This window comes from Paracoccus seriniphilus, assembly GCF_028553745.1.
GTDB lineage: Bacteria > Pseudomonadota > Alphaproteobacteria > Rhodobacterales > Rhodobacteraceae > Paracoccus > Paracoccus seriniphilus.
This window is the reverse complement of record NZ_CP067131.1, coordinates 1-13,502: the sequence shown is the minus strand read 5'-3', so window position 1 is coordinate 13,502 and position 13,502 is coordinate 1. Positions and strand designations below refer to the sequence as shown.

Genomic DNA, 13,502 nt, shown 5'->3' with positions numbered 1-13,502 from the left:
CATTTGAACCGTCTCATAGCAATTCTGAAGATTGTTGCCCTTGCCGATCGCGGGAGGACCACGGCGCGGAGGCAAAAGGCAACGGGATCGTCGTGCCGCTGCGAACTCGGCGCCGCGACGACGCAACGTTGAAACCCACGGAAGGACAAGCAAAGCGCCCACCGCGTCAACACCAGAGGAGGAGGAATGACATGACTGAGAGCAACGGAAGCTGCTGTGCCGGCCCCGGCTATGCGTCGCCGCAAGAGGCGATCAAGGCCCCGCGCGAAAAAGTCGTCTACACGATCTGCATCTATACCGGGACCGGGGTCGAGAAACCCGACTATCTGGCCACCATCGACGTTGACGAGGAAAGCGCAACCTATGGCAAGGTGATCCATCGAACGGAAATGCCGGTCGTCGGGGATGAGTTGCACCATATGGGCTGGAACGCATGTTCCTCGTGCAACACCGACGGCAGCATGGAGCGCAAATACCTGATCATCCCCGGCGTGCGCACCACGAATTTCCACATTGTCGATACCGCCACAGATCCGCGCAAGCCGACGTTGTTCAAGACCATCGACGGAGAGGAGATCAAGGCCAAGACCAACCTGTCCGCTCCGCATACCGTTCATTGTCTGGGCGCTGACATCATCGTGTCGATGCTGGGCGATGCCGATGGCAACGGCCCCGGCGGTTTCCTGCATCTGGACAAGGACTTCAACATCGTCGGGCGCTGGGAGAATGATCTGGCCGACATGAAGTACAATTACGACTTCTGGTACCAGCCGCGCCACAACATGATGATCTCGACCGAATGGGCCTCGCCCAACACCTTCATGCCGGGCTTTGATCTCGAAGACGTGGCGCGGGGAAAATACGGCCAGCACATTCATTTCTGGGACTTCAAGAACCGCAGGGTGGAACAGTCGATCGACCTGGGCGAGGAAGGGTTGATCCCGCTGGAAGCCCGGTTCCACCATAATCCCGACAGCACGCATGGTTTCGTCGGAGCGGCCCTGGCCTCGAACATCTTTCACTACCACAAGGACAACGGAAAGCTCGAGATCAACAAGGTCATCGACGTGCCGCCCGTGGATGTGGAAGGCTTCCCCGTCCCGATGCCAAGCCTGATCACCGACATATTGGTATCGATGGACGACAGGTATCTGTACTTCTCGAACTGGTTGCACGGGGATCTGCGCCAATATGACATTTCCGATCCGTCCAACCCCAAGCTGACCGGTCAGGTCTGGATCGGCGGCCTGCTGGGCAAGGCGCCAGAGGTGAACGGTCGCACCGTGGATGGCGCGCCGCAGATGATCCAGCTGTCGCTGGACGGCAAGCGACTGTACGTCACGACATCTCTTTTCTCGACCTGGGACAATCAGTTCTACCCGTCGATGAAAGACAAGGGCGGTGTCATGCTGATCGTGGATTGCGACAATGAAAACGGCGGCATGAGGATCCGTGACGATTTCCTTGTCGATTTCGGCGAAGAACCGCACGGACCAGCGCGCGCCCATGAAACGCGCTATCCTGGCGGCGACTGTTCGTCCGATATCTGGATCTGAACGTTCCGTGCCATTCCCGGCCCTTCGGGGCCGGATCTCTATCTGCAAGGAGGAGAGATGCGCAGGCACAAGGTGACATTTCGAAACCGCGGCGGAGCGTCTTTCGAGGTTGGCGAGGACGAGCCGATCATTGATGTGGCCGAGGCGGCAGGGCATGTCCTGCCGATTGCCTGCCGTTATGGCGGCTGCATCACATGCGCGGCCAAGATGATTTCGGGCTCGGTCCGCCAGCCAAAGGGCACCGCATTGAACAGGCGTCAGTCCAGGGAAGGTTACGTCCTGCTCTGCGTAGCCCGCCCAAAGGAAGACTGCGTTTTCGACGTTGGTGTCGAAAGCCACGACAAGCTCTATGTCAATCCCTTTGCCAGCGCCGCTGCCGTCGAGCAACTGGCACGCCTGCGCAAGAAATGAAGCCTGCGGCGAATAGCAGACACGATCCGGACAGCGGACGGGGCAGGCATATTCTGCTCGTCTCGCTCATCCTTCTTGGCTGGGCCTTTGCCTTCGCCCAGCTGTTGACGATCGACACGCCCGGCTCGCTTGCCGATGCGGGCCCCGGCATGCAGATCTTCGCCTTTGTGAAGGCGTATGTGTTTGGCGATCCGTTTGCGTTCCAAAATGCGCTGTCCTTCTGCGCCAGCGGAACCCGCGCGTGGGGCGCGGCGGACGTGCTTAAATCAGCCGCGATGTGGCTGGGCATGATCATGGCCATGATGCTTCCGGTCATGTTGCCGCATCATCACAACGCAACGCGGTTCGGGCCACCGCCACGCGCAACAGCCGCCAGCCTGGCGGGCTATCTCGTGGCCTGGCTGCCTTTCTGCGCATTCGGAGTGGTCACGCAATGGGCGTTGCATCGCGAAGGGCTGCTCAGCGCCCATCACGTCCTGCAACATGATGGCCTGAAGGTATCAATCCTGCTGTTCGTGGCGCTGATCCAGCTTTCAGGGCTGACCACACGACACGAAAGACCCCCGCAGGCCACCGCCTCGACCGGTTCCTATCGCGACGGCCTGAGCTATGGGGCAAATTGTCTTCGTTGCTGTGCACCGCTGATGATCGTGATGTTCATCACGGGGTTGATGAACCTGGTGGCGATGGGGGTTCTCACCCTTCTCATGAGGGTTACCATGTCGGGATCCAACCGTTCACTCTCGACCGCCATCGGAATATCTGCATTGGCAGCAGCCGGCGCTCTGTTCGTGACCTGATCCCCGATGGCCGTGATACGCCGCCCATCATCAAGCCGCGCGCCCAACCAATTTCATTGACCGGCAACACCCAATCACCGACCGAGCCCTATCGGGGTTGCCCCCAGCAAGCGCGGAAAGGAAGGTTGCGACAGCGGGGAAATCAAGCAGGTAGGCCCGATCCGAAGCGGCCATGGCACGACTTGTGCGACTTCCTCGTCGCGCTGCTGAACTGAATGATATTGGAACGAAGGAAGACCCCATGCTGACCATACTGCCCGAACGTGTTCAGGAACTGCGCCGGGCGCGGGGATTGGGACGGAGCAAACTGGCCAAGCTTTCAGGGCTGACCGAACGCCAGGTCGCCCGCCTTGAAGGCGCGTTGCCGTGGAAAGGAGAGCTGACTGCCGACATGGCAAATCGTATCGCCGCCGCGTTGCAAGTGCAGCCCGAAACCCTGTTGGGCGATCAGCCCCTGACCGAGGTTGATCTGGCTGCGGCCCCGCGGACCCGCAGCTGCAGCTGCTGTTGACCCCTCGAAGGCCCGCCACCGCGGCGGGCCTTCGAGGCCTTTGCCGCCTCTGTCAGGTCGGAACGATGACACCGGGCAGGTTGTTCACCAGCATGGTTTCAGATGGCTGGAAATGGATCACCGAGCGGATCGACTCGCCCGCGCGCAACAGGTCGAACGCGGTGTTGATCTGCTCGTGGGTCATGTTGTGCGTGATATAGGGATCGACGTCAAAGTCCCCCCGCAGCCACTCATCCACCATGCCGGGCAACTGGCTGCGCCCAAGCACGCCGCCAAATGCCGAGCCGCGCCAGACGCGGCCCGTGACCAACTGGAAGGGTCGCGTCGCGATTTCTTCGCCCGCGCCCGCCACGCCGATCACGGTGCATTCGCCCCAGCCCTTGTGACAGCATTCCAGAGCCGCGCGCATGACATTGACATTGCCGATGCACTCAAAGGAATAATCGACACCGCCGTCGGTCATCTCGACGATCACATCCTGAATCGATTGCGCGAAATCGGACGGGTTGATGCAGTCATGCGCGCCAAGTGACCGAGCCAAGGCAAACTTGTTCGGATTGGTGTCAATACCGATGATGCGGGAGGCACCCTGCATCTTGGCACCCTGGATGACTGCCATACCCACGGCCCCAAGACCAAAAACCGCGACCGTCGCGCCCGGCTCGACCTTGGCCGTGTTGCGCACCGCGCCCATGCCCGTCGGAATGGCACACCCCATGACCGAGGCCTTGGCCAGCGGAGCGTCCTTCGATATCCGGGCCACGGCAATTTCGGGCAAGACGGTATATTCGCTGAAGGTCGATGTGCCCATGTAGTGATGGATCATCTTGCCCTTGTAGCTGAACCTCGAGGTGCCATCGGGCATCACCCCCTGCCCCTGGGTCTTGCGGATGGTCTGGCAAAGATTGGTCTTGCCGGACTTGATGTAGGGGCAGTTCGGATCCTCGGGGGTATAGAGAGGGATGACATGGTCGCCCGGTTTCACCGAGGTCACACCCTTGCCCAGTTCCTCGACGATGCCGACCGCTTCATGACCAAGAACGGCGGGAAACAACCCTTCGGGATCGGCACCCGACAGGGTGAACATGTCGGTGTGGCACAGGCTGGTCGTGACGATACGAATGAGGACTTCGCCCTCTTTCGGTCCGTCAAGGTCAATCTCTTCGATCTCCAGCGGTCGGTTGGGCTCCCAGGCGATGGCGGCGCGGGTCTTCATGGAATTTCTCCTGTTAAGGCGCTATCGCTTGACGTTATACTATCACGAAATGTGGTCGAGACCTGCGACCCCTTTCATCTGGCCAATCAGCAGGCCCTATTGGCCACATCGAGGGATAGGCATGCCGAAAGATCAAAGTCTTGCATGCAGGATGGACCAGCGGCGGCGGTTGGCGCTGATTGTCTATCCGGGTTTCAAGACACTGGAGGCGACCGGGCCGCTGAGCGTATTGGGCTATGCATCGCGCCATCTGGCCGATGCCGGTTACGCCGGCGGATATGATATCACCATCGCAGCGCCCCATGTCGGTCACATCCCCTCGGATACGGCGATGTCACTGGAGGCCACACAGGATCTCGAAGGTTTCGACGCGCCCGACACGGTGTTGATCGCGGGCGCCGCCCGGATCGAGGAAGTCCTCTGCGCGCAGCGGGCGCTGGTGGCCTGGTGTCGTGCGAACGGACCCCGCTTCAAGCGCTGCGCTGCATTCTGTACGGCATCCTTCCTTCTGGCCGAAGCCGGTCTTCTGGATGGGCAGCGCGCCGCCACCCACTGGAACTATGTTGACAGATTGCGAAGACGTTTCCCGCGAGTCGATGTGGATGCCGACGCGATCTTTGTGCAGGCCGGCCGCTTCTGGACCTCTGCCGGGGTAACGGCAGCCATCGACCTGACACTTGCCTTTGTCGAACAGGACTACGGCCGCGACATCGCACTGGCCGTGGCGCAGGACATGGTGATGTACCTCAAGCGCCCCGGCGGGCAATCCCAGTTCAGCACGTTGCTGACCGGGCAGATGTCTGGCACGCCCGGCATGAATGAAATGCTGACCTGGATGAGCGAGCGGTTGGACCAACCGTTGACCCTGAATGACATCGCCAAGGAACGCGGGATGAGCATCCGCAGCCTGACCCGTGCCTTCACGGCCGAATTCGGGGCCTCGCCCATGGCCATGCTGGAAGGACTTCGCTGTGAACGCGCCAAGGTCTTGCTGCTCGATACCGAACTGCCACTGAAGACCCTGGCGTATCGCGCCGGCTTCCGATCAGACGAGCAGATGCGCAAGGCCTTTCGTCGCCGATTTTCACTTTCCCCAAGCGACTACCGTGCACGATTTGCGACCTCTGGCACGAAGCAGGACTAGCGCCCTGCCCTGCGCCGACCGCGAAGTGCAGGGATCAGTGGATATATGCGGTTTCGGCTTCCAGTTCGGGATCCTCGATGGGGTCGAGCACCAGCAACAGGCGCGTTTCACCGGTCCCCGCAATCGGTGGCGAACGGTGCAACAGACCCGAAAGCGGCGTTTCTGGCCAACGCGTGCCGCGCAGGATGATCGGAGAGCCCGTCGGCACAGTCACGATCCGCTCTGGATCATCGCCATTTTCAGAAATGCCATATTGCGTGCCTGTTCCGCGATAGGTGCAGACCAGCCGGGCCGTCACGGCATCGACGTGAAACTTGCGGCAAGCGTTCGTGTTGATCACGTCAAACCGCAGTCGAAGATAGGCGCTGTCCATAATGTTGGCAAATATGGATGCCAGGGCAGAGGCATCCTCGATAAGGAGGTTTCGCTCGGAACAATCCGGCGTTCCACATTGGCGGACAATATTGATCAGCGCGTCGCAAACCGCCTCGGGCCGCAGGATCATTCGTGCTTTTGGCAGGTGCTCGGGTGGCAGAGTGTCGATCCAACGCTGGAAACGGGGCAACGGATCACGCTGCCAGACCGTCGCGCCGCAGGCTGGCCGACGGATGGTCGACAGTCCTTCGGGCGCGGATACAGAGGTCGTGCAACCATCGAGTTCCGGGATTTTGTCAAGGATCATCAGGCGATCTCCATTATCGGGCATCAGCCCTGAGGTTGGTAGGGCAATGACGAATGATGCAGAACGATGCGCAGAGTGCCGGTCTCGTCCTTCTTGTAGCCAAAGCTCTTGTCGACCGTGGTGACAGACCCGTCCTTGTTGGTCAGCTTGATCCAGCCCATCCACATCGCGACATCGTTCTGGATGAAGCTGGCCGAGGTGATGCTCTCCATCGCCCTCCAGCCCATGATCGCGAAACCGTTGTCGAGCGGATATTCCTTGGAATGGCCACAGAAATAGGCCAAGGCGCCTGCCTTGGTCGGGCGGAAGGTCTGCTCGCCGCTCGCCATGGTCGGTTTGAACAGGACCGGCCCAAGGTTGTAGCCATAATAGTTGTCGATATTCGCGGAAGCGACCCTGCGGGCGGCCTCGATACCGCCTTCCTCGAAAGCCTTCGAGATGGCAATCTTTCCATTGCCCCAGATGGCAAGAGCCTTTTCGATGTCGTCTTCGGTAATCTGCAAGGGGTATTCCTCTTTCCTGTGTTGCTTATGAGGAATGGAAGCACGTCGCGTGCGACATTCCCCTGACCTTTCCATCCGCCGTCAGTTCTGTCCGCCAGGAGGTTGCGCCTGAGCGAGTAGTGCCTGCACTGCCTCGTCCAGTGGCAGAGTCCGGGTCTTGTCGGTTCCATGTCGGCGGATCGTGACGGTGCCCTCTTCGGCCTCTCGCCCGCCAAGGGCGATCTGCACGGGGATCTTCTGCAGCGCATGTTCGCGCACCTTATATCCGATCTTTTCATTACGCAGGTCTGTTTCCACCCGCAGCCCGGCCAGCTTCAACGCGGCTGCGAGCTCCCTCGCCCAATCATCCGCTGCGCCGGTCACCGTGGCCACAACCGCCTGCACCGGCGCCAGCCAGAGCGGCAGGTGCCCCGCGTGGTGTTCAATCAGGATTCCGGTAAACCGCTCCAACGAACCAAAGAGCGCCCGATGCAGCATGACCGGTGCCAGTTTTTCGCCCGAAGGGGCAACATAGGTCGTGCCGAACCGTTCGGGTAGGTTGAAATCCACCTGAAGCGTTCCACATTGCCAATCACGCCCGATGGCGTCACGCAGCACGTATTCCAGCTTGGGTCCGTAGAACGCGCCTTCTCCCTCAAAGATCGTATAGGGATGGCCAGCCTGATCCAGTGCCGTGCGCAATGCGTCCTCGGAGCGATCCCAGCTTTCATCACTGCCGATCCGATTCTCGGGACGGGTGGAAAGCTTGATCCGGACATCCTCGAAATCAAAGTCGCGATAGATCGATATGACCAGATCGTTGACCTTCAGACATTCCTCGGTCAGCTGCTCCGGCATGCAGTAGATATGCGCATCATCCTGGGTGAAGCTGCGCACGCGAAGCAGGCCGTGCAAGGCGCCCGACGGCTCGTAGCGATGCACCTTGCCGAACTCCGCGATTTTCACCGGAAGGTCGCGATAGCTTTTGGTGCCCTGCCCGTAGATCAGCATGTGCCCGGGGCAGTTCATCGGTTTCAACGCATAGTCGCGATCATCCTCGGTCGTGGCGAGGAACATGTTCTGGCGATAGTTCTGCCAATGACCCGAAGTTTCCCAAAGGGCGCGTTCCATGATGTCAGGTGAATTGACCTCGACATAGCCGGCATCTTCCTGACGATCCCGTCGTGTAGCCGATCAGCGTCTGGAACAACCGCCAGCCTTTGGGATGCCAGAAGACCGAACCCGGCGCGACCTCTTCGAAATGAAACAGGTTCATCTCGCGCCCCAGCCTGCGATGATCGCGCTTCTCGGCCTCGGCCATCATGGTCATATGCGCATCAAGTGCCGCCTTGTCTGCAAAGGCGACCCCATAGATGCGGCTGAGCATCTGGTTGTTGCTGTCGCCGCGCCAATAGGCCCCCGCGACGCGGGTCAGCTTGAAGGCATTGCCGGCATCGCCGGTGCTGCGCATATGCGGTCCCCGACACAGATCAAGCCAGTCACCTTGGTGATAGATCTTGACTGCCTCGCCCGCGGGAATGGCATCAAGCAACGCCAGTTTGTAAGGCTCGCCCGCTGCTTCGAAGTGCTGTCGAGCCTCTTCGCGTGACCATTCGTCGCAGGTAAAAGGGGTCTTGGCCGCGATGATTTCGCGCATCTTCTTTTCGATGACGGGCAGATCTTCGGGCGTGAACGGCGTGTCGCGTTCGAAGTCATAGTAAAAGCCGTGCTCAATCGTCGGGCCGATGGCCGTCCTGGTTCCGGGCCAGAGCGCCTGCACCGCTTCGGCCAGAACATGGGCCAGATCATGGCGGATCAGGTCCAGCGCACGCGGATCATCACGCGACATCAGTTCGACCGCCGCGCCATCGGGCAGCGGCGCGGACAGATCGCAGACCTTGCCATCGATGACGGCAGCCACCGTGCGTCTGGCAAGGCCCGGGCTGATGGCAGCGGCAAGATCGGCGGCAGTGCTGGCAGTATCAAGCGCACGGATCGCGCCATCGGGCAGACGGATATGGATCATTCAGGGGTCTTTCTTTCGCAGAACGGGGGTATCGGGTTGTCTCCGGTGCTGCCAAACCAATAGCAGCGAGGAAGGCGACCGAGCGTCGATCATGGACCGCGCAGCGGTCCATATGGTCTGGGTGCCGCGATCGCATTGGCGGAACAGCAGTTTTCAAAACGGCAAGCCTGGCCCGACCGCGGCAACGACGGCAGGCGCAATCCGCAAAGGCGCAGGATCATGGCCCCGGCGGAAATCTCGCCGAACACACCGCGCCTGATTACCGGCGCGACGGGGCGCCTGGACTGGATACAGCAGGCCGGCATCGATCAGAACGGCATCTCGAAGGTCTCGACCATCATGCCTCCGGACGGCTCCTTCTTGCTCGCCCTCTCGTCGGACCGCAGCAAGAGCATTTGGAGGCTGGCCTCAAGCTCGGCCTCCTCCATGTCGCGCGCGATGACCACGACGCGGCTGGTGGTGTCCCGGCCCGACCAGTTTTTCAATGGCACAGGCGCATCGAAGATATGCTGCACTCCGTGAAAGACAAACGGCTGGGCCAACCCCTCGACATGCAGGATGCCCTTCATGCGCAGGATGTTCGGCCCCTTGAGTGCGATCAACGTGTCCAGCCAGAAGTCGAAGACATTTGCAGGAATTGGCTCTGTCAACTCGATGGATGCGGAACTGATCCGGTGATCATGCCGATCATATGTTGTTGGCGTTGACTGACCTAAGGTCATCGGTGCAGCGGGCTTGGCCGTGAACCCGGAAAGAGCGTCCAGCGGATCAGCTTTGGTCAGCTCGGGCAGCATTCCCAGCCAACTGTCCACTTCGGCAGACGTCACATCTGTGCGCATGGCGGACAGGCCAAACAGCGTCCCAACGGGAACATGCCCCTTGTCCGCACGGATGCGCCGCGCCGAAGCGTTGAGTCCCTCAAGCCGTTTCTCAAACCGAAACAGATCGAATGAATCGACCAGATCGATCTTGGACAGGATCAATACATCAGCCATCGCAACCTGGTGAACGGCTTCGAATTGCTGGTCGAGTGTTTCCATCCCCGTTGCCGCATCCGCGAGTGTGACGACACCATCCAGCCGGTATGCCCGTGCAATCTGATAATCCGTCGCCAGTGTGTGAACGATCGGCCCCGGATCGGAGACTCCGCTGGTTTCAATCACGACCCGATCAAAATCGACGTTTCCGGCAGCACGCCTTGCGATCAGGTCCCCAAGCGTCTTGGCCAGATCCCCAAGGATTGCACAGCACAGGCATCCCGATTGCAGCAGGACGGTTTCTTCTGTCGATTCCGCGATCAGGTCATGATCGAGACCCACATCTCCGAATTCGTTCATGATGACAGCGATCCGTCCGGCCTCGGGGTCGCGGATCAGGTGGTTTAGCAAGGTTGTCTTCCCGGCCCCAAGAAACCCCGTCAGCAAGGTGACCGGAATGCGTTTGGCTTCGATTGTCATCGCGAAAGCGGCCTTTTTGAGGTGTGGTTTCCCTGCCTCGCGAAAAATACGTTATAACATTTCAACCATCAAGGGAGCGAGACGACACAGCTGAAGCCTTGCCCTGCCAAACAGTTACAATCGTGCGCATTGCGGCGAGTCTTTTGATCTCACAACCGGCCAGGCCACACACACAGCCTGACTGTAACGCCATATCCACCATGGTTTGCGCCTGGCCTGCAGGACGCCTGAGACTACAGTGAATGAAAACGGACCCTGATAGCTGAACGGCCTCTGATGGTGGCAGTTTAGGGCCTCTCATCATTCATTGGCTTGAAATTCTTGTCCGCAATAATGCAGATTAATGCGGACTATTAAGAACCTCGGCCTGCAAGCCATATTCATGCGAGGACAATGCCCGTTCTTCAGAGGGCTAAAGCTCAGGCCTTTCTCGACTGCCAACAACAGTATGGTGCTGCAGCTATTCCGTTTATCGTCTTGCCAGATCCCTCTGAGACGAGGCCATCGGAATTTCATAGACATTCTGTGCCCCTCGCCTGTCAGGACCGGATCGGCCATGGCTTTATCGGCAACCGCGATGCCGTTGTGCCTTCCCGAAATAAAGGTTGATGCTGGCAATTCTTCGGGTGCTCAGTATGGCGAACCGCGCATTTGCATATGAACCACCAAGAGCCTTGCGCGCCCTGCCAGAGTCTTTTCCCGGCGCAGTGCCATTCATCAGAGAATTTGGTAACGCACATTACCCTCTCGCGACAATGGCCTGGCGTCATCGTGAGAGGGTCATTGGTTCACGACCTTCCCCGTGGGGAAGGTCAGCTGATCTGCCGAAGCATCTCGGCGACTGCGGCCTCAAGTTGGCGACGGTCAACGGTCGAGAAATCTCGTGGCAGACGGATTTCAAGTCGCCCGTTCGCAGCGATGCATTTTGCGCTGCCTTCGGGGCGTGCGACCTGAAAGGTCGTCTTGGCCTTTCCTTCCGGAACCGGACGATGAAGCGGTGTAGAGGCCCGCTTTGAACGTGCTGACGTCGAAGCTCCCTGCCCCGCATATTCCCTCAACACGTCCAACTCGTCCTTGGATGACCGGTCTTCAAAAGATTCGAGTTCGGAAACAATCGACGTGACGATACTGGGAACCTCGGCCATGCGCTGTGACAAGGCCAATCCAAGCGCCCGCGGAATATCCTGAGGATAACGCAGCACGCCACCTAGGGCCTTTACCACCGGGATGAAGTTGCGAATATACGTCCGCTTTTGATAGCCCGCCGACTTGAACAGCACCGCCACGGCCTTTTCGGGGTCACCGATTTCGGTCTGAGGATCCGCAGCATATTGCAAGGCAAGTTGCGCCATCTCGGCAAATGAAATGTCCTTGCGCACCAGGTTCTCATCAACCATCCGACGATAGAGCTGCTCCAGCTGATCGCCCTTGGCTGAAATTCCCGCCGGGATACGCCCCCAACGTTCGACATCACCCGTCTCTTCCAGCAGCGCGCGATACGCGGCCAAACGCCGCCACCCCTGAATCAACTCGTAGCGACCTTGGGCGGCAGGTTCGACGCGCACCGGATTTGACAGGCCAATTTCTCGGATCGACTGAATCAATTCGGGCAGTTCATCATCCTGCCCAGAAACACGATCGCGGATAAGCTTGTCTGCATCAATCGCGTCCAACGGGATCATATCCGTGATCAGCCCGGCTCGTTTCAACCGAACATGTTCCTGCGCCAAGGCGTCATTCTCGGCCCTGATCTGGGCTTCAATCCGCGCCCGATCCCGACTGGATTCGACGGTTTCCGCAATCGCCGTTGCCATCGGACCACGGCGCGCCTCCTTGTCTGCAGACTTCCCCGCGGGGAAGATCTCGGAGTCATCCTGGGGAACCTCGATATCGAACATCCTTCGTTTACGGCTCATACCTCATCCTCCAGCGCATCCCATGCCAGCAACACGTGCTCCTTGAATTCCTCATACGCCTGATCGAATGTCGCCCTTGCACGCCGCCAGGTTCCACGAGTCATCTCGCGATAGTCGATTTCATAAATCGAACTGAGGAAACGACCGGATTGTTCGACGGCACGGGTCATCTCGACCGGGTGTTCTGCCATACGCTCGCCAAACACCTGGCGGAAGGCATTGAACATTGCCTGATGAAGTTCATTCGAAGGTTCGTATCGCGTCATCAGGAAACGAATGTCCAGGAACGCCTTTGGCAATGCGATCTTCCCCGTGGGGAAGTTCTCGAAACCATGAGACAGGTCTTCCAACGCTTCGGACAACTGACCAATGAAACTCGTGGTCGAGTCATATTCCCAGTATCCCGGACCGGATGGAATATACAGCATGTCAGCCGCAAAGACCGCATTCATCGATTGATAACCGATGGCGGGCGGGCAATCGAACAGGATCAGATCATAGGCATCATCAGCCAAGCCATCGAGAAAGCGCGACACGGCACCAAAAAATGTCCATTCGGGATTAAGGTGCCGGTACTGCGCACTGGCGAATTCCACGAAGGCTGCATTTGCACAGCTGGGTACGATGTCGATGGTTGGCCAGGCCGTCGGCTTGATGAAATCAGCTGGACGCAGCGTCCCCAGACCCATGTCTCGAATGGAAGCAGGCAACTTGCGCTGGGGCAGGGCGGTTCCGCTTTCAGCCCCCGCCGCCGCAGCATTCATCCGGTCCGTTTCCCGCTCAAGGTCACGCGCCATGATCCCCCAGACGGTGTGATCTTCGCCTACATCCGACAACCCCATTGAATGCGAGAGCGTCGCCTGCGGGTCGAAATCGACCACCAGAACCCGATAGCCGTCCAGCGCCGCAGCATGGGCGAAATGCAATGCCACCGTCGATTTTCCGGCCCCTCCCTTGAAGTTCGCGATTGCCGCGCGGAAGGCCCGCTTTCCAACCGGGCGAGGGGGCAGAAGGCTGCGCTTTCCGACCCGCACCCGGCGGCGCAGTTCATTTATCTCTTCCAGAGAGAACCAGCGCTGACGACCATCCTCTTCAACTTCCCCGAGGGGAAGGTTCGGGTCAGCAGCCAACTTGCCGCGAAAGGTCGACTGATTGATCCGGAAGATCAGTTCCGCGACTTCCCAACTGGAAAATCGCCGCAGGGTTTTCTCATTTGCCGGGCTGAAGGTCTGGCGGCGAATCCAGCCTTGCATCTTCAGAGATTGCGCCTGCAACCGGGCAAGATCTTCGTGTGTGTACAT

At 59.3% G+C, this 13,502-nt stretch carries 11 protein-coding genes and 1 pseudogene; 5 read left to right on the top strand and 7 right to left on the bottom strand.

Features of this window, described 5'->3' with window-relative positions:
- Positions 1-191: 191 nt before the first annotated feature.
- The 4 genes from JHW44_RS16475 to JHW44_RS16460 all read left to right on the top strand — a co-directional run bounded on the left by JHW44_RS16475 (position 192) and on the right by JHW44_RS16460 (position 3,278).
- Entirely contained in the window at positions 192-1,556 is a 1,365-nt protein-coding gene (locus tag JHW44_RS16475) for a selenium-binding family protein (RefSeq protein WP_089345033.1), read from the top strand.
- 57 nt (positions 1,557-1,613) lie between these two features.
- Positions 1,614-1,967 (top strand): 2Fe-2S iron-sulfur cluster-binding protein, encoded by a 354-nt coding sequence (locus tag JHW44_RS16470; RefSeq protein WP_089345034.1) that lies wholly within the window; start codon positions 1,614-1,616, stop codon positions 1,965-1,967.
- Complete coding sequence (locus JHW44_RS16465; RefSeq protein WP_089345035.1) at positions 1,964-2,767, top strand: DUF2182 domain-containing protein; 804 nt, start codon at positions 1,964-1,966, stop codon at positions 2,765-2,767. Before JHW44_RS16470 ends, JHW44_RS16465 begins: the two co-directional genes overlap by 4 nt.
- A 241-nt stretch (positions 2,768-3,008) precedes the next feature.
- Positions 3,009-3,278 carry a helix-turn-helix domain-containing protein gene (locus JHW44_RS16460; RefSeq protein ID WP_089345036.1) on the top strand — a complete coding sequence of 90 codons (270 nt, stop codon included), beginning with the start codon at positions 3,009-3,011 and terminating at the stop codon, positions 3,276-3,278.
- Positions 3,279-3,330: 52 nt separating this feature from the next.
- Here the strand turns inward: JHW44_RS16460 and JHW44_RS16455 are convergent, their stop codons facing one another.
- The gene (locus tag JHW44_RS16455; RefSeq protein ID WP_089345037.1) at positions 3,331-4,494 is read right to left on the bottom strand and encodes an S-(hydroxymethyl)glutathione dehydrogenase/class III alcohol dehydrogenase; all 1,164 of its coding nucleotides are present in this window, start codon (positions 4,492-4,494) and stop codon (positions 3,331-3,333) included.
- A gap of 121 nt (positions 4,495-4,615) precedes the next feature.
- Here JHW44_RS16455 and JHW44_RS16450 point away from each other — a divergent pair, with 121 nt between their 5' ends.
- Positions 4,616-5,638, top strand: coding sequence for a GlxA family transcriptional regulator (locus tag JHW44_RS16450; RefSeq protein ID WP_089345038.1), 1,023 nt, complete (start codon positions 4,616-4,618; stop codon positions 5,636-5,638).
- A gap of 34 nt (positions 5,639-5,672) precedes the next feature.
- Here JHW44_RS16450 and JHW44_RS16445 read toward each other — a convergent pair whose 3' ends face one another.
- From JHW44_RS16445 to JHW44_RS16420, 6 genes and pseudogenes are all read right to left on the bottom strand, one after another.
- The gene (locus JHW44_RS16445) at positions 5,673-6,320 is read right to left on the bottom strand and encodes a DUF1826 domain-containing protein (protein ID WP_089345103.1); all 648 of its coding nucleotides are present in this window, start codon (positions 6,318-6,320) and stop codon (positions 5,673-5,675) included.
- Between the two features lie 23 nt (positions 6,321-6,343).
- The gene (locus tag JHW44_RS16440) at positions 6,344-6,823 is read right to left on the bottom strand and encodes a phosphoribosyl-AMP cyclohydrolase (protein ID WP_089345039.1); all 480 of its coding nucleotides are present in this window, start codon (positions 6,821-6,823) and stop codon (positions 6,344-6,346) included.
- An 81-nt stretch (positions 6,824-6,904) separates the two neighbouring features.
- A pseudogene (gene thrS, locus JHW44_RS16435) lies at positions 6,905-8,828 on the bottom strand (threonine--tRNA ligase).
- Positions 8,829-9,136: 308 nt separating this feature from the next.
- Complete coding sequence (locus tag JHW44_RS16430; protein ID WP_089345040.1) at positions 9,137-10,285, bottom strand: CobW family GTP-binding protein; 1,149 nt, start codon at positions 10,283-10,285, stop codon at positions 9,137-9,139.
- An 812-nt stretch (positions 10,286-11,097) separates the two neighbouring features.
- The gene (locus JHW44_RS16425) at positions 11,098-12,201 is read right to left on the bottom strand and encodes a ParB/RepB/Spo0J family partition protein (RefSeq protein ID WP_089345041.1); all 1,104 of its coding nucleotides are present in this window, start codon (positions 12,199-12,201) and stop codon (positions 11,098-11,100) included.
- Positions 12,198-13,502, bottom strand: coding sequence for an AAA family ATPase (locus tag JHW44_RS16420; protein ID WP_089345042.1), 1,305 nt, complete (start codon positions 13,500-13,502; stop codon positions 12,198-12,200). The genes JHW44_RS16425 and JHW44_RS16420 overlap by 4 nt, the downstream gene beginning before the upstream one ends.